General features: G+C 39.6%; 24 protein-coding genes and 1 tRNA gene. 12 read left to right on the plus strand and 13 right to left on the minus strand.

The features are described 5' to 3' along the window. Nucleotides 1–17 precede the first annotated feature (17 nt). Nucleotides 18–899 carry a DUF3078 domain-containing protein gene (locus E4S40_RS01985; RefSeq protein WP_135070099.1) on the plus strand — a complete coding sequence of 294 codons (882 nt, stop codon included), beginning with the start codon at nt 18–20 and terminating at the stop codon, nt 897–899. Between the two features lie 308 nt (nt 900–1,207). On the opposite strand, the gene E4S40_RS01990 is transcribed toward E4S40_RS01985, so the two are convergent. Next, a tRNA-Arg gene (locus tag E4S40_RS01990) sits at nt 1,208–1,281 on the minus strand. Nucleotides 1,282–1,289: 8 nt separating this feature from the next. Further along, entirely contained in the window at nt 1,290–2,504 is a 1,215-nt protein-coding gene (gene sucC / locus E4S40_RS01995; RefSeq protein ID WP_135070102.1) for an ADP-forming succinate--CoA ligase subunit beta, read from the minus strand. Between the two features lie 140 nt (nt 2,505–2,644). Between sucC and E4S40_RS02000 the strand changes: the two genes are divergently transcribed. Then, a complete protein-coding gene (locus tag E4S40_RS02000) occupies nt 2,645–3,295 on the plus strand; it encodes an ABC transporter ATP-binding protein (protein WP_135070105.1) in 651 nt (216 codons plus the stop codon). A gap of 1 nt (nt 3,296) precedes the next feature. Here E4S40_RS02000 and E4S40_RS02005 read toward each other — a convergent pair whose 3' ends face one another. Continuing rightward, the gene (locus tag E4S40_RS02005; RefSeq protein WP_135070108.1) at nt 3,297–3,746 is read right to left on the minus strand and encodes a peroxiredoxin; all 450 of its coding nucleotides are present in this window, start codon (nt 3,744–3,746) and stop codon (nt 3,297–3,299) included. 112 nt (nt 3,747–3,858) lie between these two features. Here E4S40_RS02005 and E4S40_RS02010 point away from each other — a divergent pair, with 112 nt between their 5' ends. From E4S40_RS02010 to E4S40_RS02020, 3 genes are read left to right on the plus strand one after another with little or no spacing between them, the layout of a single operon-like run. After that, nucleotides 3,859–4,686 (plus strand): DMT family transporter, encoded by an 828-nt coding sequence (locus E4S40_RS02010; RefSeq protein WP_262710588.1) that lies wholly within the window; start codon nt 3,859–3,861, stop codon nt 4,684–4,686. Between the two features lie 54 nt (nt 4,687–4,740). Next, nucleotides 4,741–5,616, plus strand: coding sequence for a hypothetical protein (locus E4S40_RS02015; RefSeq protein WP_237563106.1), 876 nt, complete (start codon nt 4,741–4,743; stop codon nt 5,614–5,616). Between the two features lie 19 nt (nt 5,617–5,635). Continuing rightward, entirely contained in the window at nt 5,636–8,371 is a 2,736-nt protein-coding gene (locus E4S40_RS02020) for a CHAT domain-containing protein (protein WP_135070111.1), read from the plus strand. A 49-nt stretch (nt 8,372–8,420) separates the two neighbouring features. Here E4S40_RS02020 and E4S40_RS02025 read toward each other — a convergent pair whose 3' ends face one another. The 3 genes from E4S40_RS02025 to E4S40_RS02035 all read right to left on the minus strand — a co-directional run bounded on the left by E4S40_RS02025 (nt 8,421) and on the right by E4S40_RS02035 (nt 10,610). Next, nucleotides 8,421–9,146, minus strand: coding sequence for a hypothetical protein (locus tag E4S40_RS02025; protein WP_237563107.1), 726 nt, complete (start codon nt 9,144–9,146; stop codon nt 8,421–8,423). Nucleotides 9,147–9,244: 98 nt separating this feature from the next. Beyond that, the gene (locus E4S40_RS02030; protein ID WP_135070114.1) at nt 9,245–10,009 is read right to left on the minus strand and encodes a hypothetical protein; all 765 of its coding nucleotides are present in this window, start codon (nt 10,007–10,009) and stop codon (nt 9,245–9,247) included. Further along, nucleotides 9,999–10,610 carry an RNA polymerase sigma factor gene (locus E4S40_RS02035; protein ID WP_161971758.1) on the minus strand — a complete coding sequence of 204 codons (612 nt, stop codon included), beginning with the start codon at nt 10,608–10,610 and terminating at the stop codon, nt 9,999–10,001. The genes E4S40_RS02030 and E4S40_RS02035 overlap by 11 nt, the downstream gene beginning before the upstream one ends. Nucleotides 10,611–10,770: 160 nt before the next feature. Here E4S40_RS02035 and E4S40_RS02040 point away from each other — a divergent pair, with 160 nt between their 5' ends. The 4 genes from E4S40_RS02040 (at nt 10,771) to E4S40_RS02055 (ending at nt 14,359) form a co-directional block, all read left to right on the plus strand. Beyond that, a complete protein-coding gene (locus E4S40_RS02040; RefSeq protein WP_135070120.1) occupies nt 10,771–12,258 on the plus strand; it encodes a nicotinate phosphoribosyltransferase in 1,488 nt (495 codons plus the stop codon). Beyond that, entirely contained in the window at nt 12,251–12,877 is a 627-nt protein-coding gene (gene pncA, locus E4S40_RS02045) for a bifunctional nicotinamidase/pyrazinamidase (RefSeq protein WP_394345389.1), read from the plus strand. The genes E4S40_RS02040 and pncA overlap by 8 nt, the downstream gene beginning before the upstream one ends. A gap of 4 nt (nt 12,878–12,881) precedes the next feature. Then, the gene (locus E4S40_RS02050; protein ID WP_135070126.1) at nt 12,882–13,397 is read left to right on the plus strand and encodes an acyl-CoA thioesterase; all 516 of its coding nucleotides are present in this window, start codon (nt 12,882–12,884) and stop codon (nt 13,395–13,397) included. Nucleotides 13,398–13,771: 374 nt separating this feature from the next. Further along, nucleotides 13,772–14,359 (plus strand): hypothetical protein, encoded by a 588-nt coding sequence (locus tag E4S40_RS02055; protein ID WP_135070129.1) that lies wholly within the window; start codon nt 13,772–13,774, stop codon nt 14,357–14,359. A gap of 51 nt (nt 14,360–14,410) precedes the next feature. Here E4S40_RS02055 and E4S40_RS02060 read toward each other — a convergent pair whose 3' ends face one another. Further along, the gene (locus E4S40_RS02060; RefSeq protein WP_135070132.1) at nt 14,411–15,643 is read right to left on the minus strand and encodes an ADP-ribosylglycohydrolase family protein; all 1,233 of its coding nucleotides are present in this window, start codon (nt 15,641–15,643) and stop codon (nt 14,411–14,413) included. Beyond that, complete coding sequence (locus E4S40_RS02065; protein WP_135070135.1) at nt 15,644–16,606, minus strand: phosphotransferase; 963 nt, start codon at nt 16,604–16,606, stop codon at nt 15,644–15,646. It lies immediately after the preceding gene. A 162-nt stretch (nt 16,607–16,768) separates the two neighbouring features. Here E4S40_RS02065 and E4S40_RS02070 point away from each other — a divergent pair, with 162 nt between their 5' ends. The 3 genes from E4S40_RS02070 to E4S40_RS02080 all read left to right on the plus strand — a co-directional run bounded on the left by E4S40_RS02070 (nt 16,769) and on the right by E4S40_RS02080 (nt 21,006). Then, nucleotides 16,769–17,926 carry an acyl-CoA dehydrogenase family protein gene (locus E4S40_RS02070; protein WP_135070138.1) on the plus strand — a complete coding sequence of 386 codons (1,158 nt, stop codon included), beginning with the start codon at nt 16,769–16,771 and terminating at the stop codon, nt 17,924–17,926. 52 nt (nt 17,927–17,978) lie between these two features. Beyond that, nucleotides 17,979–19,661, plus strand: coding sequence for an AMP-binding protein (locus E4S40_RS02075; RefSeq protein WP_135070141.1), 1,683 nt, complete (start codon nt 17,979–17,981; stop codon nt 19,659–19,661). A gap of 130 nt (nt 19,662–19,791) precedes the next feature. Continuing rightward, on the plus strand, nt 19,792–21,006 hold the full coding sequence (locus E4S40_RS02080) for an arginine deiminase (RefSeq protein WP_135070144.1): 1,215 nt from the start codon (nt 19,792–19,794) through the stop codon (nt 21,004–21,006). Nucleotides 21,007–21,162: 156 nt separating this feature from the next. Here E4S40_RS02080 and E4S40_RS02085 read toward each other — a convergent pair whose 3' ends face one another. The 5 genes from E4S40_RS02085 to gatC are packed head-to-tail and all read right to left on the minus strand — an operon-like array spanning nt 21,163 to nt 26,735. Then, nucleotides 21,163–22,230, minus strand: a complete 1,068-nt coding sequence (locus E4S40_RS02085; protein ID WP_135070147.1) for a branched-chain amino acid aminotransferase — start codon at nt 22,228–22,230, stop codon at nt 21,163–21,165. A 48-nt stretch (nt 22,231–22,278) separates the two neighbouring features. Next, nucleotides 22,279–22,833 (minus strand): cob(I)yrinic acid a,c-diamide adenosyltransferase, encoded by a 555-nt coding sequence (locus E4S40_RS02090; protein WP_135070150.1) that lies wholly within the window; start codon nt 22,831–22,833, stop codon nt 22,279–22,281. Nucleotides 22,834–22,890: 57 nt separating this feature from the next. Then, nucleotides 22,891–23,607, minus strand: coding sequence for an ABC transporter ATP-binding protein (locus E4S40_RS02095; protein WP_135070153.1), 717 nt, complete (start codon nt 23,605–23,607; stop codon nt 22,891–22,893). A 60-nt stretch (nt 23,608–23,667) separates the two neighbouring features. Further along, nucleotides 23,668–26,448: a tetratricopeptide repeat protein gene (locus tag E4S40_RS02100; protein WP_135070156.1), complete on the minus strand. Its 2,781-nt coding sequence runs from the start codon at nt 26,446–26,448 to the stop codon at nt 23,668–23,670. Beyond that, a complete protein-coding gene (gene gatC, locus E4S40_RS02105) occupies nt 26,448–26,735 on the minus strand; it encodes an Asp-tRNA(Asn)/Glu-tRNA(Gln) amidotransferase subunit GatC (RefSeq protein ID WP_135070159.1) in 288 nt (95 codons plus the stop codon). The genes E4S40_RS02100 and gatC overlap by 1 nt, the downstream gene beginning before the upstream one ends. Between the last annotated feature and the right edge of the window lie 5 nt (nt 26,736–26,740).

Consider the following 26,740-nt stretch of genomic DNA (forward strand, 5'->3'; position numbering starts at 1 on the left):
TCAATGAGATATATTTTATGAAAAGATTTGTAGCAATTTTAATTTTCTCTTTTGTATCAGGGTTGACTTTTGCGCAAGAGGCAGAGAAAGATACAACATTTTGGCTGAAGGAAATTGGAGGGGGATTGAATTTCAATCAGGGTTCATTTAGTAGCAACTGGACCGGTGGTGGTGTGAATTCCATAGCTCTCGGCATGTATTTAAATGGTCGGGCTAATTATGCCAAAGACAAATGGACATGGGATAATACCCTGGATATGATTTACGGGGTAGTTAAAAATCAGGGTGAAGATACCCGAAAGTCCAATGACCGGATTTTCCTGGATTCAAAGATTGGTTACAATATTGGCAAACACTGGAACGTATTTACTTCCATCAACTTTCTAAGCCAGTTTGCTCCCGGATATGATTTTTCTGATGGGAACAGAACCTTGATTTCGAAATTTGCCAATCCGGCCTACTTGATGTCTTCTTGGGGTATAGAATATAAGCCGAATGATGAATTTATGCTTCGTCTTTCACCCTTTTCCCCTCGATTCACTTTTGTAACTGATACGGAGTTGTATTTGACGGTTCCTGAGAATTATGGTGTACCGATAGGGGATAAGGTTCGCTCTGAATGGTTAGCTTTCAGTTCGCTTTTGGAATGGAATAAGAAACTATCGGATAATGTAAGTTTGCTGATCAGACATCAACTTTTTGCTAATTATGAGACCTTCTCATTCAAGTCAATAGATCAACGATTGGATGTGGCTTTGACCGCAAAAGTCTCTGATTTGATTCAGGTTTCCTTGACCAGTTTGAGTATCTATGATTTGGATCAGGACGAAAAAATCCAATTTAGCCAAGGCCTTGCTTTGGGAATTGCATTCAAACGCAGTACGTTTCCTAAGGAATAAATAAATTTTAACAAATTTTTATTTTGTATTTTGATTTGAAAAGAATTGTATTATTTTTGAAATCATTGTGGTAGTTAAATAATAGTTGGTTTAGTTTTCAAATAAAGGGCAGGGGATTTTCTCCTGCTTTTTTATTGCCCATATTTGAAAAATTCAATTTGTTTTGGATAATAATCCAATTAGAAACAAATCTGCTTCCAATTTCAATTTTTAAAATTTGGATTTTGCCAAGAATTGGAATGGCACTTAATTGAAGGTGAAAGGTTAGGTTTTAAACAAAAAAGCCCAGACAATTGTCTGAGCTTTTGTACAGGCGGAAGGATTCGAACCCTCAACCCTCGGAGCCGAAATCCGATATTCTATCCAGTTGAACTACGCCTGCATTTATTTTTAGCCTTTCAGTACAGCTTGTACTTTTTCGGCGGCTTCTTTCAAAGTAATCGCAGAGAATACTTTCAATCCTGACTCGTCAATGATTTTAGCACCTTCTTCTGCGTTGGTTCCTTGCAATCTTACGATAATTGGAACGCGAATATCGCCAATAGATTTGTAAGCTTCAACAACCCCGCTAGCAATTCTATCACATCTTACGATACCTCCAAACACGTTGATCAAAATAGCTTTCACGTTAGGATCTTGAAGGATGATTCGGAAACCAGCTTCTACGGTAGTTGCATTTGCACCACCACCTACATCCAAGAAGTTTGCAGGTTCACCGCCGGACAATTTGATCATGTCCATAGTAGCCATAGCCAAACCAGCACCATTCACCATACAACCTACGTTTCCGTCAAGTTTTACATAGTTAAGTCCTGATTTTCCAGCTTCAACTTCCAATGGATCCTCCTCAGTGATGTCTCTTAGCTCAGCCAAGTCCTTATGTCTGTACAAGGCATTGTCATCCAAATTTACTTTGGCATCAACAGCCAAGATCTTATCATCAGATGTCTTAAGAACTGGGTTGATCTCAAACTGAGAAGAATCGGTAGCTTCGTATGCCTTGTAAAGAGCGGCGATAAATTTCACCATTTCCTTGAAGGCATTTCCTGATAGACCAAGTTTGAAAGCTACTTTACGAACTTGGAATGCCTGCAAACCAACCTTAGGATCAATCCATTCTTTGATGATTTTCTCAGGGCTTTTCTCAGCTACCTCCTCGATGTCCATTCCGCCTTCAGTTGATGCCATGATCACATTACAACCTTTAGCACGATCGAGTAGGATAGAGAGGTAATATTCTTTTGGTTCTGAGTCACCTGGATAATATACATCCTCAGCGATCAAAACCTTATTTACTTTTTTTCCTTCAGGACCAGTTTGGTGAGTTACCAAAGTTCCACCCAAAATATTTCGGGCTTTTTCACTCACTTCTTCCAACTTCTTGGCCAAGACCACACCATTGGAACCAGTTTCTTGGATTTTACCCTTTCCTCGTCCTCCGGCGTGAATTTGAGCTTTCACTACGTACCAGGAAGTACCGGTTTCTGCATTTAGTTTTATTGCTGCTTCATGTGCAGCTTCTGGTGTGTCAGCTACGATTCCTTGTTGAACCCGTACACCATAACCTTTCAATACTTCTTTTGCCTGATACTCGTGTATGTTCATTGCTCAAAATTTTTGGCGAAGTTAAGCCCTTCCTTTTTATAAATCAAACCTACAAAAAGCCTTTTTTATGAAAAAAAAGCCCTTTATTTCGATTTTCCAGTTAAAATTGGAAAGTCAATTTCATTTGATTGCAATCTAGTATGCTGACAGCCAGAGAGATTCATAAGTCCTACGGAAGCCTTCATGTTTTAAAAGGAGTAAATCTGGAAATATCCCAATCCGAGATAGTATCCATTGTGGGTTCATCGGGGGCAGGAAAAAGTACATTACTCCATATTCTGGGGACATTGGACCAGCCAGACTCCGGTCAGGTGCTTGTTGATGGCGTTGATCTTTTTAGAATGAAGCGGGAAAAACTAGCTGAATTTAGAAATCAGCAGATTGGATTCATATTTCAGTTTCATAATCTTCTTCCTGAATTCACAGCTCTTGAAAACATCCAAATTCCTGGATTTATTCAGGGAACTGCGGAAGAAAAATTGAAAAAAAGAGCACTTGATTTGGCTGATTTACTAGGAATTTCTCATCGATTGGACCATAAACCCTCAGGACTTTCAGGTGGGGAACAGCAACGAGTGGCGGTCGCTCGGGCCCTAATCAATGATCCCAAAATAGTTTTTGCCGATGAGCCTAGCGGTAATTTGGACACAAGAAATGCTCATCAACTCCATGAATTATTCTTCAAGCTTCGGGATGAATTAGGGCAGGCATTTGTCATTGTAACACACAATGAGGAACTCGCTCAAATGGCTGACCGGAAACTCGAGATGAAAGATGGAGTGATGGTTTGATTTATTTCTGAATCTGATTCAGCATGCTTTGGATGTGCGCTTTCGATTCAAACATATCCTGAAAGACACCAACGATTTTTAATTCCGAGTCGATTAAATAAGTGATGCGTTTAGGCATTTTGATCAAGGGAATCAAGGCATCATAAGCTTTACATACCTTGCCGCTTTCATCAGAAAGCAATTCAAAAGGTAAGCGATGCGCCTTTTTGAATTTTTCGTGAGTTTCCAAATTGTCTCGACTTATCCCAAACACTGGAACATCCAAATTTCGGAATGCCTCAAATTGATCGCGAAATTCACAGGCTTCAGCTGTACAACCCGGGGTAAAATCTTTTGGATAGAAATAAAGAATAAATGTTTTTCCTGCTAAGTCCTGATGTAAGTTCAATTCTATTCCAGCAGTTCCTTTTAGCTTGAAATCCGGTGCTTTTGTTCCAATTTTTAATGCCATACTGTCCAAACAATAATTTTCGCCAAAAGTTAGTCAAAATCGAAAATTGAGGAAAATCGAAACTTTCCACGAACTTTGCGCGGATCATGTTTCACCTCAACTTCCCTCTCATTTGAAATTATCAGGAGTTCAATCCATGCTATTGGCGGGGATATTTTTTGCCCTGATGAATGTCTCCGTCAAGTATATTCCTCATATCCCTGCGATTGAGATTATTCTTTTTCGATCATTGTTTAGTTTGGTTTTTAGTTTTCTTGTTCTTCGAAAGCAGCAGGTCCCGGTTTTTGGAAATAATAAACTCTTATTGGTTATCCGGGGGATAGTTGGATCGATTGGGTTGATTTCCTTTTTCTATACCCTTCAAAAAATTCCCCTAGCCAGTGCGGTAACTATCCAATATCTCTCACCCATATTTACTACCATCTTGGGGATTTTTGTGGTGAAAGAGCGGGTAAAGCCTATTCAGTTCCTTTATTTCGGACTATCCTTTGTTGGGGTTTTGGTAATTCAAGGATTCGATCCAAGGGTGAATCTGCTTTATGCATCCATTGGGATAATCTCTGCTTTGTTTTCTGGAATGGCCTACAATGTCATTCGGAAATTAAAGACCTCTGAACATCCTCTTGTGATTATCTTTTATTTCCCTTTGGTAACCATGCCAATAGCTATCATTTTTAGTTATTTTTCTTGGGTACAACCGGTTGGGATTGATTGGCTTTTGTTGCTTTGGATTGGAATTTGTACGCAAGCTGCTCAGTACTTTATGACGGTAGCATATCAAAAGTCAAATGTCTCCAAAGTTTCCAGTTTAAGTTATATGGGAATTGTTTATGCACTGGTATTTGGTTTTATCCTGTTCGGGGAAACTTTCGAATTGGCTTCGTACCTTGGGATGGGATTAGTGTTGTTGGGTATTTTATTGAATTTGAGAGAAAAATAGATGGAATGGTTACAAAAGGGTAGGTTGGTGCGACTAATGAAAAAGCATAGTACTATGAGCCCTAAACAGTTTTCAGTTTTTGCCTCTATAGTGGCAATGGCATTCCTTATTTTTTCCTGCGATAAAGAGGTGGAAGTTCCTGGAGGGGGAGCTGCATTTGATTGTAATCAATTAAGCTATTCGGATACAATCTATTATATCAGCGCCACTCAGTCTGTTTTGGTAAGTCCTCAAACCAACCTTGAAGGTCAGGGAACATTTGAAGTATCACCTGATGGCTTGGCTATTGATACCAACACAGGTGTAATCGATGTGAATGCTAGTGAAACAGGTCTCAAATATAAAATCACATTTACTCCTACAGGATCCAATCAGGTTTGCGAGACTTTTGTAACCATAGGGGGGGTTAATTACCTAGATGGTATTTATGTTTTGGATCAAAATGAAACCCTTGCCGGGCCAATTTACAATGGGGTTCCTGGACTTCCCCTACCATGTCCGGATGATGATTCGGATGATGGAAGTTCGGATGATGACAGCTGTGATTTTGATGTAGAAAACCCTTCAGGAATTTTATTGGAAGATTTAGGATTTGAAATCTCAAGTAAGGGGGTTTTTGATCTTTTGGAAACAGTAGAAAATGGAACCTTCGGGGCTATACCTGTAAATGGCGAGTCTTTGGATGTGGAGTTGTATTATAAATTACCTGATTTGAGCAGCAATGCATTAAACTCTATCCCTTTACGCTTTTTTTACTACGAAACGGTCGCTGATATTCCTCAAGCTTTATTAGATGATATAGAGGAAAAAAGTGATCTAATCAATGAAAGTAGGTCAGGAAATTCTCTTAATTTCAGGGTAATGAATGAAACCAGGCCTCGAAGAGTTCCAAGACCACCTTTTATAGTAATCGTGGCTAGATTGGAATAGGGGCCTTAATTGCTCCCCTGTGTTCAAAACTCTTGCACCCATATTTTTTTGCTTCCTATTAATTCTTCCTTTTGTAGGTAAAAGTCAATCAGTTGAAAAACTACTTCGAAAAGCTGATTCTCTTTACCAATTACCCTATCCCCAAGAGGAGGATGATTTGTTGGCAATAGAAATCTATAAGCAAGTTTTGAGTGAGGTTCCCGATGTAGATTTGGCAAGTGCTTTTGTTCGAGCTTCGGAGAATCTGGGAAGTTTATTGCTGCTTTATAACCAACAGCAGGAAGCAGCAGATACTTATCGAAGAGGAATCAATTATGCAAAGGCCTTTGGTCTAGCCGATACCTTGGTCTATAATTCCAATTTATTCTTAGGGGAGGTCTTATTTAGAATGAGCCGATTAGATTCGGCTATCCTTCATTTGAAGGAAGCAGAACGAATTCAGAGGGACTTAATCAGTTCTGCTTTGCCGGAGCGCTTATTCAATGCTTTGGGAGTTTATTATTTTGAGACTGGAAATTACCTTCAGAGTATTACCTACTTTGATCAAGCAGAAAGCTATTTGGGAGGCGAGGACCCCGATTATATCCAATATGCCCGCTATAGTTTTTTGAGTAATAAGGCTTCAGCACTCTATCATTTGGAGCTTTATGATAGCGCAAGAACTATCTATCATCAATTATTGGATTGGAATATCAATACCAATCAGATTCGCCTCAATTTGGCGAATACATTTTTGAAAGAAAATAGAGGAGAAGATGCGCTAGCTGCCTTGAACCAAATTCAAAACCCCGGAGAAGGAAATATACTTTCCTTTTTAAATCTCCTAACTAAAGCCTATTTGCAGACAAATTCACTGGAAAAAGCTGATAGTCTTTTGGAGCTAACAGCTTATACTTTGGATAGACTAGGCGTACCAGAGAAGAATTACCAAAGGGGAACCTATTTTGAAAATAAAGGCACTTACTATCGCATGCTGAATCAGGATAAGGAGGCGCTTACCTATTTTCATCAAGCTGTGGTGGAATTGCATCCCGATTTTAGGAATGAGGATAATTTTTCTAACCCATCCGATCTTTCTTTAGGAATGGCTTCCATCTCATTGTTTGAAAATTTGATCGCTAAAGCGGAAACAGCTTGGTTAATTTTTGAAAGGGAAAGCAATCAGACTTATTATACTCTAGGAAAAGAAACCTATCAGGTAGCCTTTTCCTTGGCAGATTATCTTTCCTCAAATTTCGACAATGATGAAGCAAGGATATTTTTGGGTGACCAGGTTATCGAGGCATATAGAAATTCAATTGCAAGTCTATTTTCTTTTTATTCCAAAAACCCAGTAGAGGGATATAAAAACCAGGCTTTTATCTGGGCAGAACAAAGCAAATCGAGTGCATTGAGATTGGGAGTATTGGAAAATAAGCTGAAGGAAGATTCGGGTGTTCCCAAGTCATTTTTAGAGACGGAAAAAGAACTTCAGCAGCGAATAGCGATAAACTACAGGAATCAATATGAGTCTCAAGATCTTTCCGAAATCCAAGATTTAAAAAAGGAATACAACAGCCTTCAAATCGAGCTTTCTCGAACAAGAGAAAGAATCAAATCATTTTATCCTCAAGCGGAAAGTAGGATGGAAATTGATGTAAAGACCATTCAACAAGAATTGACAGATGGGGATATACTATTTTCGTTTTTTGAAGGAAAAGAAAAGCTCCACCTCTTTATTCTAGACGAGTCTGGCTTGGATTGGCGATTGGTTTCATGGGATGAAACAAAAAGGAATCAAGTCTTAGATTGGAAGCGTAATCTTCGAACCTGGAGAGGAGGGATGTCATATAAAAGCCCCGAAATTCTCTCCGAGCTGAGCAATGCCTTTTTTTCTAATTTGGAGTGGGATAGTAAATCGGTTTTAATGATTATTCCACATGGGGTTTTCTCAGGTGTTTCTTTTGATGAATTTCCTATTGGAAATGAATTCCTGATTCAGAAAATTCCGATTAGCTATCAATTTACAGCTCTACAGCTACGCAAAATGGGACAAACAGAATGGGAAGGGGAGTCTTTATTTAGTTTTGCTCCTTTCTCTGAATCTCAGACTGAACTTGAAAACTTGCCGGCACTTCCGGGTTCTTATCAGGAAATAGAAAACTTACCTGGGGAAAAGTTCTTTGGAAAAGAAGCTAGTAAAGCCCAATTCTTAAAAGAGGCAAGTCAATCCCGCTATCTGCATTTGGCAACACATGCAATTGCTTCAGGGGAAGAGTCAGCTGTTTCATTTATTGCTTTTTATCCATCGGAAGATTTTAGACTATTTGATTCTGAGTTGAGTTTCCAACCCTTGGATGGAGTAGAGTTGGTTTTTTTAAGTGCTTGTGAAACAGCATCAGGACGTTTTAGTGAATCGGAAGGGTTGGTATCCTTGGCTAGAAGTTTTGCGATGTCTGGAGTAGAGGAGTTAGTATCCACGCTTTGGTTGACAGAAGATCAGGTCGCAGCTTATTTATCGCAGAGATTTTATGAACATTTGGAAGATGGAAAAAACTATGCAAAAGCACTGCAATTAGCCAAGATTGAATTAATAAATGACCCTCAAATGGCCCAATTTTCGGAAGCTCCATATTGGACTAATTTTATTTTGGTTGGTCAATTACAATACAACTCCGGTAAAGATCGTATTCTCAGAATCGTGTTGTATTTCGGCATATTTCTGCTGATTTCAGGAATTGTTTATGCAATTGCTATCCGTTTGTTCAGAGAATAAAAAAAAATCCGGCAAAGTAATTTGCCGGATTTATTGAAATGATGTTGGCTTAGTTCAATTCCAATTCGATATCAGAAGATTCTTCAATTTTCTTCAAAATTCTCAAGTAAATAGAGCGATTTATATCTCTGGAAATCACTAAAACGCCATCGGTTAATTCAGCATCTTCCAACTCAGACTGGGAAATACCACTAAACCAATTTTCTGCATTGATTTCCATCAGGGCGAGGGGATTGTTTATTTCGTCAATGTAAAAGAGCCGATCATCTTCTGATTCCAATTCTAGTTCAAAATCTAAATCATCATCGTCGTCTCCATATACTTCCAATCGAAGTGGGACTGTGCTTCCGTCTGAATTACCGAAGGTTCCTTCCAAAAAGATACTAGGCTCATTTTGATGATCGATAAGATCTATTTCAAATTCGATTTCTACGTAATTTCCAGATTCAATATTGATGAAAAAGTCTACGTCAGAAGAGAATTCATCAAAGGTGATTTTTTTGATTTCCGGGAATCGGTAGGAAACTTCACGCTCAAACTCTCCATTTTCATCACTTCCTTCAACTTCTAGTTCTATTTCTTTTACCTGCAAAAATCCGCTGGTAATGCTGACACCTTGTTCCAAAATTCTACCATTGGGAGATGAATTGTTGCTGAGTTTTACACCAACTCCCAATTGGATGTCACCATTTCCAACGGCAAGTGGTTCTTCTTTTTCTCCGCATGAAAAAACTGTGATAAGGGCTGCGATTGTTACTAATTGATAATTCTTCATGGTTCAGTTTATTTGTTTTACTTAGGTCGATACAGATTTAGAATTTGTAACCGCGATTTTCAATTTTTTTAACGAATTGAAATAAATATTAGTGCAGATCAGTATTTCAAATCCAGAATTTGAATTTTGAACGCATCCCACCTGTCCAAGTTTCTTCGATATTTATGAGTTGGATTTGATCGAATCTTTTCAACCTGATTCTTAGCACTGGAATAATCGCCTTGAAGGATATAGCCTTTTACGAGGTAATAATCAATCTCATCATCTAGGAAAGACGCTTCCTCCTGCTGATTTTTCCTTTGAAGTTCCAAAAGTTCTTCGACGGCCTCCTTTCCGTTTCCTATTTCAAGATGACTCATAGCTACTAAAAATTGTCCTTCCTTCTCAAGACTTTGTTGATTTTTTCCTAGGCTAAGGACTTGCTGGAAATCCTTATTTCGATAGGATTCTTTCATCTGATCTAGACTGGATTCCGCTTCACCTCGCATCAAAGGAACTTGATAGCTCAGAAAATTATCCTGTAATCCCTCTGGTGTGGTTGTCAAAAAGAGAAAAGATCCCAATCCCACTAATAAGAGTGTGAGGGAAGCGGCGATACGAAGGAGCCAGGTAAACCCTGATTTCCTATCATTCGAATCCAAGGAGCGGGTATTTCTATTTTCCAAGAAGCTTGATTGAGTCTTATGGATGAGCTTTTTCCATTCGGAAAGCTCAATGGCTTTTCTGCTCATCTCAAGTGCTTTCAGTTCAAGGTTTAGGTTTTCATCCTGAGACAGAGCCTTTTCAACTTCCAGTTTTTTTTCTGGAGTCAATTTATTTTCCAAGTAATCTTCGAGTACGTTTAAGTCAATGTTAGTATTCATTTCTCAGGATTTTTTGGAGGTTGGTTTTGATGGATGGATTTGCTAGGACGGATTCATGGAGTGCTTTCAAGCATTTGTATTTTTTGTTTCTCAGCACCTGCTCAGAACTGAATTCCATTTGTTCACAGATTTCTTTCATAGGGAGCTCCTCGTAATAGAAGAGTTGAAGAATTCTTCGGCATCTTTCTCCCAACTGTTCAAAAAGCCTCATGATGAAGTTATAATCCTCCTGTCTAGAAATGGCTTCTGTAATGATGGCTGAATTTTCCTGACCCTGAGTATGGAAGTGTTCATTCCGTTTTTGGGTACTTTTTCGTTTCCTTATTTCAGAGATCCATTGGTTTTTTGCAATACTGTAGAGTATGGACTTTATGGATGATTCTCCTCGAAATTTTTGACTTACTATCATTTGAACAAATACCAACATAGTTTCTTGAATGATGTCTGCGGCATCGTCAGCTGAGCCGGAATTTTGAATGATTAAATTTTCCAACATTCCATAGTGCTGCTCATATAGTTGAGAAATCGCCAAGTTTTGATCCTGTTTTTTAAGGATCATCTGGACTAATTCCTCATCACTCCACTTTCGATTTACCTTCATTCGAACATTCATTGTTTTGTCGTACCTATCTCAAAAAATGTAATCATAAAGTTTGAGATTTTTATTGGATTTGCCTTTCAGAGAGTATTTACAGATAAAAATAGGCCAAAATCATCGCTAGTAGTAGATACTGGATTAACTTTGAAGGAAAGCAGATTCTATGAAAATTACTAAAGACCTCTACCAAGGAAGTTTAGCACTGCTTACGGATTTTTATCAACTCACCATGGCCTATGCTTATTGGAAAGCGGGCAAAGGTGAAGAAGAAGCCGTATTCAATTTGTTTTTCAGAAAACACCCTTTCCAAGGCGGTTTTACTGTGGCTGCAGGCTTAGAATATGTGGTGGATTATTGCCGCAACTTTCATTTTGAGAAAAAGGATATTGAATATCTCGCGGGGATGAAGGCTCCGGATGGCTCTCCGCAATTTGAGAAAGGCTTTTTGGATTACCTGGAAAATCTCCGTTTTAGTTGTGATATCGATGCAGTGGAGGAAGGGACGGTAGTTTTTCCCAATGCTCCAATTTTGAGAGTGAAAGGTCCATTGATTCAATGTCAACTGTTGGAAACTCCGCTTTTGAATATTTTGAACTTTCAGACTCTGATTGCTACCAAAGCGGCTCGGATTACGCTTGCTGCAAAAGGTGAACCGGTACTTGAATTTGGTTTAAGAAGAGCGCAAGGGATAGATGGAGCTTTGGCAGCAAGTCGGGCAGCTTATATAGGGGGTTGCACTTCCACAAGTAATGTCATGGCAGGAAAGCTATTTGGCATTCCTGTTTCCGGTACTCATGCACATAGCTGGATTATGTCTTTTGAAAGCGAATTGGAAGCATTTGAAGCCTACGCTGATGCTTTTCCTGATCAATGCGTTTTCTTGGTAGACACCTATGATACTTTGCAAGGAATCAAAAACGCCATAAAAGTTGGGGAGATTTTGAGAAGCAAGGGAAAAGAAATGGTGGGGATACGGATCGACAGTGGGGACTTAGCTTATTTTTCTAATCAAGCTAGAGAAATGCTGGATGGAGCTGGATTTCCCAACGCCAAGATTGTAGCTTCCAATGATTTGGATGAATATATCATTGCTTCATTGAAGTCTCAGGAAGCTTCTATAAATGTATGGGGAGTGGGTACCAAATTGGTAACTGCTTTTGATCAACCGGCCTTGGGAGCGGTATATAAGTTGTCTGCGATTCGAACTGAGGAAGGAGAGTGGCAGCCAAAAATCAAGGTCTCTCAGCAAACTTTAAAAATCAATATTCCGGGTATTCATAATGTAAGACGTTACTATTCTCAGGGGAAAGCAGTGGCTGATATGATTTTCCTGGAAGATCAAGAAGTGAATCCAAGAGGTACGGTGATTATTGATCCTTTGGATCCGACTAGAAGGAAGCGCATCATGCCGGCTTTTTATCAAGGCGAGGATCTGTTGAAGCCGATTTTTAAGGATGGGAAGGTTATTTATTCTTGTCCTCCTATTGAAAAGATCAGGCAGCGAACCAAAGATCAATTGGGATCCTTTGACAAGACTCACAAGCGATTAGTCAATCCACACATTTATCCTGTTGGATTGGAGGAAAACTTGCACCATTTGCGAATGGATTTGGTTTTGAAAGCGAAAAAATTTGAAGATGAAAATGAGTAAGAAGGACGCATTAATCATAGTAGATGTTCAATACGATTTTTTGCCTGGAGGTGCTTTAGCCGTATCGGAAGGGGATCAGATTATTCCTGCCATTAATCAGATTCAGCCTTATTTTGAGCTAATTGTCGCTACGCAAGATTGGCATCCTGCTGAACATTTGAGCTTTGCTGCCAATCATCCGGGAAAAATTCCAGGTGAAATCATCGATTTAGACGGAATTGACCAAGTTCTTTGGCCTGTTCACTGCGTGCAAGGGTCTAAAGGAGCTGAATTCCATCAAGACCTCGATAATTCAAATTGGAAAGCTATTTTTCAAAAAGGAATGAATCCTCGTGTAGATTCTTATTCCGGATTTTTTGACAATGCCAGAAGAGGAGATACTGGTTTGGCCGATTTTCTTCGAAAAGCGGGAGTGGAGCGAATTTTTGTATGTGGCTTAGCTCAAGATTATTGTGTAAAGTTCACAGCTTTAGATGGGAATTCTTTAGGTTTTGAAACCTTCTTGATTCAAGATGCGACCAAAGCAGTGAATTTGGATGCAAATGATGGGGAAAAAGCCTTGCAAGAAATGAAGAGTAAAGGTATCCAGTTGATCGATTCAAGTTATTTTCAATCTTAAAGTCATGTTTGAGTATAATCCAGAAAAGCACTACCCCAAAGAAACTGAAAGCCGAGTTGTGATTCGTTTTCAGGATTGTGATCCTTTGCAGCATTTAAATAATGCCAAATATTTCGATTACTTCTTCAATGCCCGTGAGGATCAGGTTCCGAAACTTTACGGCATGGAAGTCATTGATCTTATTCGAAAATACAAAGCTGCCTGGGTGGTGTATAATCATAATATCAGCTATGTAAAGCCAGCCATGGTAGGAGAGTGGGTACGTATCATGAGTCGGATTATCTGGCATAATCACAACACTATTCTTGTAGAATACTACATGACAGATGATAGTAAGACTCAATTGAAAACCGTACTATGGTCAACCATGCGCTACGTGACTTTGGCAGAAGGTAAATCCACTGACCATCAAGGCGCGGTAGTTGATTTTCTAAAAGCCACCTCTTTGGATATGGATATTTCAAATATTTCCATCAAAGACCGAGTAAAACAACTCAGCCAAGAGTTGAAAAAAGTTTGATATAAATCAAAAATCTGTTTCAGGACGGACAGGAGCTGTACGCACGTGTACAGCTTTTTTACTTTTCGGTCAGTCAATTGTGCCAAGGAAAAAATTTTTCAAAATTAATTTTCCTTAATCTCTATACTAAAATGCAACCTAGGAATAGGCTACTTTTTACTGAAAGTGTTCGGTTTCGTGGCATTCGTACTTAGAATAGTTCAGAATTAAAACAGGTTTTGCGTCAAATTCGTCAAGTATTCAAAATTTTATTCGGCCGGATCCTTAATTTTTACAAAATCTGGAAGCTGGAATTGGCAAAGTGAATTTTTTCAAATTGGTATTGGTACGGGCTTGGCAACAGGAAAAGCACAACACTAAACCAACTACACATTATGAAAACGTTATTCACATTCGCACTTGCTGGACTTTTAGCTACAAGCACTCTAGCAGCCAATTCAAACGAGGATCTTTTAGAAAACACCGATGCTCGGGCAAAATTTAAGAAAGTAAATGTCCTTTTAAATGAAGGCATTGGAAAGACAAAAGTGGCCATCATGGATGAAGATGGTAAAATCCTTCACCAACGTAAAGTCAAAGTAGGTGATGAAAAAGTTTTGATTCCTTACGATTTGAACAATCTTCCATGTGGAGAATATCAAGTAAAAATCTCTACGGAAGAGGATGAGGTGATTTACACGGTAGAAACTTTTGACAAGCGTCCTAAAATGGATGAATATCCTCTGATGGCTTATGGAAAAGTTGTCGATGATGAAACCGTCAATATTGCTGTCATTGGTTTGACAGAACCTGGAGTGGATGTAAAAGTTCGCTATACAGATTCAAACAAATTGATCCACGCTGAGACGATCAATCATCCTGACGGATTCCGTAAAGACTTTAAATTGAAAGGAGTAAGTCCTGATGAAGTTTATTTTGAGATCACGGATAATTTGGGAAGAACCAAAAATCTGTACTTCTAAATTCATCAGATTGAATAGAAAAGTCCCAAATCTCTTGATTTGGGACTTTTTTTATTTGCCTAAAAGATGATTACTCAAATCATCAGCAGTTCTTTCAAGATTAATTTCTAGTAGATTTTTATTGACTGATAAAACCTGATGCTTTTCTTTTTCAGGTAAGTTTCCAAATCCATAATAAGCACCCAAAATTGATCCTGCCAAGGCTGCGGTGGTATCATTATCGCGACCGTAATTGGTGAGAAAAATCAGGGTGTTCATAAAATCGAAGTCAGAATAAATCATTGCCGTCAAGGTCTGAAGGAAAATTTCCCCCGCATGAAATGGCATATCCTGAATTCGAGCATCCAATTGGGAATAGGCGAAATTCAAAGCGGGACTTTCAGGGTCCATGTGGTTTCCTAAAGAATCTAATTTTTTTGCTTCCTCGACTATGAAAAGCGCATCATTGATTATTCGATTAGCTGTTCTTCCCACTAATCTGCTTTCGAAATAATGCATTGGGTCAATCTGTAAAGAAGTAAGTAAGGAATCAGAACTTGCACCCTTTTTCATCCCTGCAGCAGTCATGGCAGCACTTAAAGCAGTCAAGTCTTTTGCATAGCCCAAATCATAAATGGATAATTTATAGGCTTCCTGATAGGCTTTTTCTGGGTTGCCGGGAAAATAGGCTCCCAATGCGGGGGCATAAAGTAAGCCTGCACAAACCATTTCTCCACCATAAAATTTTCCCAAGGAGTCTGCATAAGCCGAAAGGTTATTAGCTATAAAAGGTTGGCTGACTTTTGCCCACTCTTGAAGCCATCCCAATTTGAGATTCATTTCCTCAATTCGATAGGTATCTAGGCTATCCAATTGATAAAACTCCTCCAAATACTCATTGTAAGTTTCTAATATCTTCCTTGCAAAATCCTTGGGATTCAGTTGATTTGGTTTTTGAGAGGTAAGGAATTCCGAAGTGAACACTTTCCATCTGGTATCGTCAGTAGTTCCGCCTTCAGGTAGATTAGGAAGCCATGTACCTTCAGGGGATGCTTCTCTTATTAGCGAGTCCAATTCCCGGACAAAACCGTATTTTGCTTGAATAGACTCTCTTGGCCACATTTCGGTTGGTGCTCCCATGGCATCGCCAATGGCTCCTCCGACTATCATTCCTAATATTTTGTCGTGAAGCTCTTCTTCTGATAAACCACTCTCTATCAGCTTATCTTCGAAAGAAGGAATAGGCTCAGGGCTTGAACAGGCGATAAAACCCGCTAGAAGGAAAATTAAAATCGGATATTTCATTTAGAGGAGGTAGGATTTAGCCTGATTTAACAAAGCTTCTTTTTGAACTAGGTTCAATTCCAGTGGAAGTTGGGCTATTCCAATCAGTCTTCGCATAATTTCTACACCTCTATAGGCTTGAACCAAATTCCAATCTATTGGATTGTTGTAATTGGATTTAAGCTGCAACTCAACCTCATCTCCTTGATCTCCAAAATCAGCATGTGCTAAGAAAACTCCTAAGTCAAATTCTGCATCACCCATAAATGAGAATTCAGGATCAATGATTTTTATACTATCACCTGCATCCATCCAGCTTCCAGGATAGTAGTCACCATGTATGAGAACATTCCCTTTTTTCAAATACCGTTTTCCCAGTTCTGAAATTTGATTTTTTAATTCTTTATCCGATTTATGGGGTAAGCTGAGTTCCTGAAGGCCTTCTTGAATAGTGTTCAAGTCAAATCCATTATGCTCATTGAACGGAAAATTGAAGATATGCTCATGGTTTAATTCCCGCATGGCGAGGTTATCCGGAAAATCCTCAGGTTGAATTTGATGCAGTTGATTTAGGTAGGTGATGAGCTCTTGGATTTGCTTTGGCTCTAGTTTTTTCTCCGAGGAATAAATACCTGAAAAATCTCCCAATTGACCCAAATCCTCGGTGATCAATAGGTAGCTTTCTGGATACCATGCCAGGATTCTAGGGCTGAATTTTAATAATTCAGAATTCATTTGAATTTCCTCATAGAAGCGTTTTTCAGTTTGAATCCGCTCTATTGGCGCTGGGATTTGAGGGAATTTTCGAACGTAAGGGCGGGACTGTTTCGCAATTACACTCCGTTGATCCGTGTGGATGCGAAGGACTTTATTCATATTACTATCATTCACATCGGATAAGTTTGTTATTTTTTCCCCTTCGTTCCAGCAATCTAAAGCTTGTAATTGTTCTATGGAGCTGTCGTTTTCCAGCGTAAACTTCATTTTTTTAAGATTCTTCGATTTTGATTTCAAACATATAGCATCCTTTTCGATTTTCTATTCTCATAGGAAAGCCTTTTTGGCAACAAAGTTCCTCTATCAAAAAATCCATTTCTGAATACGTTTGAATTTTTATTTTTACCTGAAGAAAAAATATAAACCCAAATGTTTGGACTACCACGAAAACTATTTACAGAAGAACATGAGCTTTTCCGGCAGAGTGTTCGAGATTTTATTGCCAAAGAAGTCATCCCTCACAATGATGAATGGGAAAAGCAAAAGATGGTTTCCCGAGAATCCTGGAAGAAATTCGGTGAGAATGGCTTTTTGGGAATGCAGGCTCCCGAAGAACTTGGAGGCTTAAATATTCAAGATTTCAGATACAATGCGATTTTAATTGAAGAATTAGGCTTGAGTGGATGTTCGGGCCCGGCTATTGGATATCCATTGCATTCTGACATCGTAATGCCCTACATTCTACATTATGGAACAGAGGTAGCAAAACAGCGCTATATTCCATCGATGATAAGCGGGGATTTTATCGGAGCAGTAGCCATGACAGAACCAGGTGCTGGCTCTGATTTGCAAGGAATGCGGACTTCTGCGGTGGATCATGGAGATTATTATTTGGTAAATGGCTCCAAAACCTTTATCACCAATGGATACCTCAGTGATGTGGTGGTAGTAGCAGTCAAAACAGATCCTTCCAAAGGAGCAAAAGGTATCAGTCTGGTGCTTGTAGATCGGGATATGGAAGGATTTTCTAAAGGTAAACCTTTTGAAAAAGTAGGTTTGCACGCACAGGATACTTGTGAACTCTTCTTTGAAGATGTAAAAGTTCCAAAAGAAAATCTCTTGGGAAAAGAGGGGGAAGGTTTTAAGTATTTGATGACTGAACTAGCTCAAGAGCGTTTAGTGGTAGCTTTGGCGGCCATTGCGTTGGGAGAGTATATGTTGGATAGTACAATTTCATATGTAAAGCAGAGAAAAGCTTTCAACAAAAGTCTTTCTGACTTCCAAAATACCCGCTTTAAATTGGCGGAAATGACTGCGGCTTTGGAGCAGGGTAGAATTTACTGCGATTATCTTGTGGATCTGCATAATGAAGGGAAATTGGATTCTGCCATGGCATCTGCCGCGAAATACAATATGACGGAGTTGCAGTGCAAAGTTGCAGATGAATGTGTACAGCTTCATGGCGGCTACGGGTATATGTGGGAGTATGGAGTGGCAAGAGCTTACGCGGATGCCCGAGTTCAGCGGATTTATGCAGGAACCAATGAGATTATGAAAGAACTCATTGCCCGAAAAATTTTGAAATAAACTTATATTGAAGCAAAAATTTAAATTAACAATTCACCCAAATTGATACAGTATGAAAGATTTTCCCTGGTACAAGCATTATCCTGAATTGGTGGATAAAGAAGTTGATTGTGAGGCCTATTCAAGTATAAGCGATTTATTCGAAGAAAGTGTCCAAAAATTTCAGGATGCTGTCGCCTATGAATGCATGGGGAAAACGCTTTCATTTAACGATTTGGATCGAATGAGTGCAAATTTTGCCAATTATTTGATTCATGATTTAAAGCTTCCAAAGGGATCTCGGGTAGCTATTCAAATGCCAAATATTTTGCAATATCCTGTGGTAATGTTTGGGGTATTGCGGGCAGGAATGGTGGTAGTCAATACCAATCCTTTGTACACACCGGCAGAAATGAAGCATCAGTTCAATGATTCTGGTGCTGATGTGGTGGTGATCGTAGCCAATTTTGCCTACAATCTGGAAAAGATTAGAAATGAAATTCAAGCCAAACATGTGATTGTGACTGAGCTTGGAGATTTGTTGGGCGGATTAAAAGGAACCATTGTGAATATGGTTGTGAAACATGTGAAAAAAATGGTTCCGGCATACTCCATTCCTGGAGCCGTTTCACTTAAATCAGCTTTAGCGAAGGGTGCTCGACAAAGTTTCCAAAAGATAAATTTAACCTTAGCTGATACGGCATTTTTGCAGTATACAGGAGGAACAACCGGTGTATCTAAAGGTGCAGAATTGACCCATGGAAATATCGTGGCTAATATGCAGCAGATCTCTGCTTGGATGAAACCAAAGTTGCGGGAGAAGGAAGAAATTGTCGTAACTGCACTTCCACTTTATCACATTTTTGCTTTAACAGTAAACTGTCTGGCTATGCTGAAAATTGGTGCTCACAACCTATTGATCACCAATCCAAGAGACATGAAAGCCTTCATCAAGGATCTATCCAAACATCAGTTTACAGTCTTTACAGGAGTAAACACATTGTTTAATGGATTGCTTAATCAAGATGCTTTTAAATCATTAGATTTCAGTAAGTTGAAAATTGCTGTTGGTGGTGGTATGGCTGTTCAAAAAGTAACTGCCGAAAAGTGGAAATCGGTGACTGGAGTTCCTTTAGCTGAAGGTTATGGATTGACGGAAACTTCCCCTGTAGCCACTTGTAATCCTATTGACGGAACCGAGCGAATCGGAACAATTGGTTTGCCTTTGCCAAATACTGAGGTGATGGTAGCAGATGATGAAGGTAATCCACTTCCTGTTGGAGAAAGAGGAGAGATTTGCATTAAAGGCCCTCAAGTGATGCGTGGCTATTGGCAGCGACCGGAAGAAACCGCCAATGTAATGCATGGTGAGTGGTTTAAGTCCGGAGATATCGGAATAATGGATGAGGATGGCTTCTTCAAGATTGTAGATAGGAAGAAGGAAATGATCCTAGTTTCAGGATTCAATGTCTATCCTAACGAAGTGGAAGATTGTATTGCTAGCTGTGCAGGAGTGTTGGAAGTGGGAGTGATAGGAATGCCTGATCCAAAGTCTACCGAGAAGGTAGTAGCTTATGTTGTTCCAAAAGATAGTTCGTTGACTGCCGATCAGATTATCAAACACTGTCATGAATCTTTGACGAATTATAAGATTCCTAGAGAGGTTTATTTCACCGATGAACTTCCAAAATCCAATGTGGGAAAAATCCTTCGAAGAAAAATCAAGGAGGCCCATATTGAAAAAATGAACGAATAAGATCATTCATCTTTATATAAGAAACCCGCTTCGAAAGAGTTGCGGGTTTTTTTATTTCATTTGAAAATTGTTCGGATTTCAATTCTTTTTTCTGCAGAAAATCAGTTAATTTTTTGAAAACTTTTCAATAATGAATCTGAGAATAAATTCTGAATATGGCACCCTTCGAGCCGTTTTGATGCATAGGCCAGGAAAAGAAATTGACAGACTAACTCCCTACAATAAAGAGTATTTACTTTTTGAGGATGTTCCTTATTTAGAGGCTTTGCAGCAAGAGCATGATGCATTTTCTAATTTGATAAAATCAGCAACTGGGGCTACCGTTTACCAATTGCGAGAGTTACTGATTCGGGTACTTTATGATCGGGAAATTCTGTATAAGCTTATTCAGGATTCCTTGAAGCGTTCAGGCTTGGTTCATTTGGCAGAAGAAATCCTCAATAGATATTCTACAGCAGAATGTGCAGGGATACTAACGGCTGGTTTGAAAGTTCATGAATTTCGAAGAAAATACCCCAATCTAGATGCTGGGGAATTATTGGAATATGCCTTTTTGATTTCGCCTTGCCCTAATTTGTATTTTCAGCGAGATCCCATGGCTTTGACACCGGGAGGGATCATTTTTTCTTCCATGAAAATGGAAGGTCGTCAACGGGAGGCTGATTTGCTTCGAACTATTTTTGAAAACCATCCGGAATTTAAGGAACACGTAAACCCAATTTATCCTTCGAATGGAATGACGAATCCACCAAGTATTGAGGGAGGAGATGTCATCGTGTTGTCACATGAAGCTGTGGCGATTGGGAATTCGGAGCGAACAGATGAAAAAGCCATCTATCACGCTGCAAAGGGACTTTTGGCAGAAGGATCAGTGAAGAGGGTTTATGAGGTGCATTTACCTTCCCGTCGAAATTATATGCATTTGGATACCGTCTTTACCATTTTGGATGAAAATCTAGTGCTCACCTATCCTGATGCCATGAATGCAGTATTGAAAACCTCCTGCTATACCCTTAAAGAAATTCAAGGGGATAAAGTCCACATTCGAAGAGAAGTTTTAGAGGAGTCATTATTGACAGTTTTAGAGCGAGAAATTCCTCACTTGGAAGTTTTGGCTACAGCCGATGGTAATCCTGATTATTCCCTTCGGGAGCAATGGTTTGATGGAGCAAATGTGTTTGCAATTGGGCCGAGAAGGGTGATTTCTTACAATAGAAATATCCATACCAATCGGGCACTTCGCAATATGGGAGTGGAGGTTTTGGAAATTCCTTCTTCCGAATTGAGCCGTGGATTGGGAGGACCCCGCTGTATGACAATGCCAATTAGCCGGGCGAGGGTTTAATAAAAATAGACTATCTCAAATTCCTTTTGTTGTCAGACTGAGCGCCTACCTAAACGGAAGGCAGGGAGTCGAAGTTATTTTTCATTTAGGAAAGCAACATTTCGACTTCGCTCAATGTGACACGAGAGGCTTATTTGAAAACCCCTTAAATTTAATTTAGAACTTCATAATCCAGTTGTGGGAGTCTTCCTTGCTGCCATATTTAATGCCGTCCAACTCGGCCAATACCCGATGTGAAAATGCATCTCCTGATTTTTCTGGAAGCTCATAATCCTTACCATTTATGTGGATTCGTTGGATATGAGCAATAGTTGCAGCTGTACCTGTCCCGAATGCTTCCTCCAAAGTTCCGCTTTCCAACGCTTCTTTTAATTCCTGTACGCTCAAGAAACGCTCTTCAATTGGCTCATTCCAGTCTTTAGCAAGTTGAATTACAGAATCTCGCGTAATTCCCTTCAAGATAGTTCCAGTATTTGTAGGAGCAGTGATCAATGTCCCATTTATCTTGAACATCACGTTCATGGTTCCGCTTTCCTCAATATTGGAATGGGTTTTTCCATCTGTCCAAAGTAATTGATCGTACCCAGCCTTCTGAGCTTGAAGGGCAGGGTAGAGAGAAGCTGCATAATTTCCAGCTGTTTTTGCTGCCCCAGTACCACCTTCGGTAGCACGGGTAAATTTTGTTTCTACTTTCACACTTACCGGCTTGGAATAATAATTTCCAACGGGGCAGGTGAAAATGATGAATTTGTAGGTGTCCGAAGGTTTTACTCCAATGTAGTCATCAGTAGCAAACATGTAAGGACGGATGTAAAGCGATGATCCTTTGGCTGATGGAACCCATGCTCTGTCCAGTTCGATGAGTTGTCTCATGCCTTCCATGAAAATTTCTTCAGGAATGGATGGCATACACATACGTTCTGCAGATTCATTCATTCTCCGCCAATTGGCATCAGGTCTAAAAATCAAAACCTCACCGTCTTCATTTTTATAAGCCTTCAATCCTTCAAAGATGGATTGTCCATAATGCAAAGCTGCATTGGAAGGATTTAACTGAAGTGGGCCATATGGCTCAATTCGAAGATCAGTCCATTCCCCGTTTTTATAGTCTGCTACAAACATGTGATCGGAAATAGTTCTTCCGAAGACCAAGTTTGAAAAATCGGTTTCCGCCAGTTTGGAAGACTGGGTTTTTGTAACCGGAATGGCGAGAGAGGTTTTCATGGCAATTTGGTAAATATTGGATCTGATGATCCTACTGTCAATTGGGAATTATTTTTGAATTCTTGGACTCCAGGTGACTTCTTCCACTCCAAGTTCTTGGGCCATTTTTCTACCCAAAATGAAGAAATAATCTGAAAGTCTGTTGAGGTATTTTATTACTAGCGGGTTGACTTCTTCGTAAGAAGCAAGTTCAACGACCAAGCGTTCTGTTCTTCTACAAACTGTTCGAGCTAGATGACAAAAAGAAACTGATTGGTGTCCACCCGGAAGAATGAAGGCAGTCAAAGCTGGAAGACTCGCTTCCATTTGGTCCATTTGGGCTTCCAAGAATTCGATATCTTTTTCGAATAAATCAGGTTTTTTAACCTTGTCTTTACCGGGGCTAGTCGCCAAATCTGCTCCAAGAGTAAATAGCCGGTCTTGAATTTCTTTTAAAACATCGCTTCGGTTGGCATTTACTTCCTGATCCCGAAGAAGACCTACGTATGAATTAAGCTCATCTACGGTCCCGTATGCATCAATTCGTAGGTCTGATTTGGGCACTCTAATACCTCCTAATAAAGAGGTTATTCCTTCGTCTCCTGTCTTTGTGTAAATTTTCATTCAGCGCTTGGCTTTGCTGCCACAAAAATAAGAATCTTATTGGAAAAGGAGGGGATATTACACTTGAGCTGTAGCTGCCCGAGTCGGATTAGGATTAATCGTATCAGACTCTACCAAACCATCCCGCAAGCGAACCACTCGATGGGCATAATGTGCAATATCATCTTCGTGCGTTACCATGATGATAGTATTCCCTTTGCTGTGCAATTCATGGAATAGCTCCATGATATCATAGGAAGTTTTAGTGTCCAAGTTACCGGTAGGTTCATCTGCCAAAATAATACTTGGATCATTTACCAAAGCCCGGGCAATTGCTACCCGTTGACGCTGACCACCGGAAAGTTCATTGGGTCTGTGTTTGGTTCGGTCACCTAAACCTACGTTATCGAGGGCTTTAAAGGCCATTTCTTCTCGTTCTTCTCGGCTATAGCCGGCATAAACGAGTGGTAGGGCTACGTTTTCTAAGCAAGTCGCTCGTGGAAGTAAGTTAAAAGTCTGAAAAACGAATCCAATTTCCTTGTTTCGAATCTCGGCCAATTCGTTTTCACTCATGTCGGAAACATCCTTGTTATTCAGAATGTATGTGCCGGCAGTAGGGGTATCGAGACAACCGATGATATTCATGAGGGTGGATTTTCCGGAACCGGAGGGCCCCATAAATGCCACATATTCACCTCGGTCGACTGTGATGGAAATGGATTTCAGGGCTTGAATAATTTCAGCCCCCATCTTATAGGTTTTGTTGATTTCGTGAGTTTCGATGACTCTACTCATGTGGTGCAGGTTTAGTTTGCTTAAAAATAGATTCAATTATCAGAAATGCGAAATTTGAGTTTAAAATTTCCGCATTTGGAGCTGATATAGAGTCTCTTCATCTATCCATTCACTCATTTTCCCCAAAGCATCAGTGGCATAATTACTTAATCCAATTTGCCGTGCGACCTGAACTTTTTTCATCCAAAGTATGGGGTCCCGATTAAATTCGGTTGCAGCATTCAGGATTTCATATTGAACCAAAGGATCACTTTGAATAAGTTGAGCAGACCAAATCAAAGGAGAATAATAAGGATTTCCGGTAAGCTCATCTCCTAATTTCAACCAATTCAAAAAGGCCTGAACAGATTCTTGGTTTTGGAAATCAGGATTCGCAGCAAAACGTTTTAAATCTTCATTTTCTCCAAATACCTGATTTACCATTACAGCCAATTCTTGAATCTGCTTCACATTTAATCCATGGGATTTTGCTCTTAAAATCTTTGCCGCGAGGTCAGCTTTTAGCATTTCATTTTCTAGGCCGTCCCATTCTCCAAAAAGCTCTTCAGGTAGAGCTTCATGAAGCTTTTCTATAATTTGAAGATAATTTCCTTCTTCAGAATCAAGGTTTTGGATCCATGCAGGAAAATCCAAATTATATGCTAATCTGATTTCTTCTGCTTCTTGCTCGAATCCACCTAGAACCAAAATTTCCCAATGGTGATTTTTAAAAGCCTGAAAACCTTTTTCTCTTGCTGCCAATAACTCTGCACTTGATTTTTTGAAATCCAATTGCTGGGCAAGGATTGAAGCAGAAAGGTGGAGAAAATACCCCGCATCTCCAGGATTCCGAAAGGCTAATCCATTTAGATTTTTGATTGCTTCGCCTACTCTTCCTGCGGACAAGCTACGAATCACAGCTGTCTCCTGTAGAGACATGATATAGGGATTCATCTCTTCTTTTTGCCAAAGGGAATCTAATAGCGCTAAATCCTCCTCTGGATTCGGTTGGTTTAATATCGAAAAGAGATTTCGAAGAGCTGCTTGTGTCAATAGTGGTGTTTCGCTTTTCTGAATTGCTTTTTCGGTAGATTCAATCAAATTTTTAGATGGGAAATTTCCCAAAGCATGCTGATGCGCCAATTCATTGATAAAACCAGGCAGGCCTTTTGGCTGCTCCGCTTCCATGTCTAATTGTCCTGATTTCAATTGAGTGGCCAAGAGATTATTCTTGCTAACCAATTGAGAAATTGGTGCTTCTTCTAAGAGGTTTTTGGCTTCTTCTGTTCTATTGGATTTGACATAAAGCAAGGCCAAGTTGTTTCTTATAGCCTCACTTTTTGGGAAGAAGGAAAGCCCTTGCTCCAAGGTAGAAATCGCTTGAAATAGCTTTTGCTCTTGATGGTAGCGATCCGCCAAAAGAACAATGTTATCTTCCTGAGGAGCCTCAGAAAAACTTTGTTCCAAGTGGCTTTTTGCTAGGGAGGGTTGTTTCAGTTCAAGAAGTAAATGAGCTAGTGCATTTTTGGCTTTTGGGTTGTTTCTACACCGAAACCAAGCATTTTCATAAAGAATGCTGGCTTCTAACTTCTGATCAGTTTCGTAGTAATAGTCTCCCAATACCTGATTGCTGAGGGCATTAACTTGAACGCCGATAATCCCATCCGCGTAGGTAGTCAAGACAAGCATGGCAATCAAGCCACCTAATCGCAAATGATAATAGGGTAAGGAAAAAGGCTTGAAAAGGACCCGTTCCACATCTTTTCCGCTATCCATGAGGGTAAAGAAATTGGAAAAGACATAAATCATAAAAAAGGCTGAAAACCCGATTTGGGAATAGGTAATAAGATGCTTGAGCAGTTCTTCAGCAGGTTGATTTCCTACCAGTTTCAATTTCCAAATCACCCATAATGTAATCCCAAAACCCAAAAGATGAAGTGACTCCAAGGTGAAAAGGTTGAAGCTTGGATTCAGCTCATTTTTTGATTTTACTCGGAGGACTAGCCAGCCCATCACGCCAACCGGAATTACCAAAACCAAAGGATGGAAAGTTGGAATCCAGGTAATAGGTAAGCCGGTAAGGTCCAGCAGCATGTTGAATAAAAGGAGTAAATAAAGAATTCCAAGAACCAGAAATTGGATGGAGACCCTTAGTCCTAAATTTTTGTTAGCTCGGGTTAAAAGAATATAAGTTCCAGACAAGATTGCATGTCCATTCCAAAAAATCCAAGCTATACTCAAGCCCAATAAGAGAATAAAGGAATGTTCAGAAAGAAATACAGCTGGATATGGAAGCGGGCTGTAGGATAAAAGAATTGCTGTTGTGCTCATTACTAAAAGCAAGATTACAATCCACCGTAGCAGTAGAGGTCGATTTTTTCCTTCCAAATGGAAAAAGACAGGACCCGCTAAGTTTCCAATGATTGCAATAATTAATGGGTAATTGCTATTAATCCCATTGATATTCAATCCATTTAAATTACTGAATACCAAAAGGATGATCCATGCTATTCCCGCAGCTAAAAATTGCCATTTTTTAAAAGAGGAAATCAGTGCTAGAAAAAAAGAGATAGAGATAACTGCCAGGATTCCAAATACCTGATTTTCCACTACAGGAATATTGGGGGCAAAGGATTGGAATTCCTGAAATACTAGGAAATTATCAATCAAGATAGGGAAGGAAAGTGGGCCAATTCCCGCCCAATCGAAAGGAATAGGAAGTCTATCCAAAAAATATCCGGGTAGGAGAACCCGGTAAGCTACCGGATCGAAAAGGAGGTAGTAATATGAAAAAAGCCCTCCTAAAAGAACGAATAGGAGAGCAGGTAAATAGCCCAAGAATGGGGATTTTGCTTTATGCATTATTCTAAAACCTTTGGAACACGGAAATAATCTGAATCACGTTTGGGAGCATTTTTTAATCCAGCTTCATGATCCAAATGGTTTCCTACTTGATCTTCCCGCATGTCATTTACTTCGGAGGACATGGTAGTCAGAGGGGCTACATTTTCAGTATCCACTTCATTCAGTTTTTCCACCCAATCCAGAATCTGACTCATGTCCTGAGACATTTTCTCAGCACTGCTTTCATCAAATTCAAGCCTTGCCAAATGAGCGATCTTCTTGATAGTATCTTTATCGATTTTCATGATCT

The sequence above is a fragment of the Algoriphagus kandeliae genome, assembly GCF_004571135.1.
Taxonomy (GTDB): Bacteria; Bacteroidota; Bacteroidia; order Cytophagales; family Cyclobacteriaceae; genus Algoriphagus; species Algoriphagus kandeliae.